The organism is Cellulomonas sp. GbtcB1, from assembly GCF_019091725.1.
GTDB lineage: Bacteria > Actinomycetota > Actinomycetes > Actinomycetales > Cellulomonadaceae > Cellulomonas.
Window position 1 is genome coordinate 1 of record NZ_JAGXJG010000502.1, and the last position, 239, is coordinate 239.

Genomic DNA, 239 nt, shown 5'->3' on the forward strand with positions numbered 1-239 from the left:
CACGAACACCGTGTCGAACAGCTGGACGGTCTCGTCGACGACGGTCGGGTGCGCGGTCTTCTGCCCGAGCGGGGAGGTGCCGCCGACCACGTACCCGGTGGCGCGCTCCGCGGCGGCGGGGTCGGCCATCACGGCCTTCTTGCCGCCGCCCGCGTGGGCCAGCGTCTTGAGGTCGAGCTTCCCGGCGACGGGCACCACCGTGACGGTGAGCGTCCCGTCCACCGACGCCATCAGGGTCT

At 72.8% G+C, this 239-nt stretch carries 1 protein-coding gene; it reads right to left on the reverse strand.

What is annotated here, in order from left to right; translation table 11 throughout:
* On the reverse strand, positions 1 to 239 hold a 239-nt coding region (locus KVT14_RS21175), incomplete at both ends, for a YbaK/EbsC family protein (RefSeq protein ID WP_306795890.1).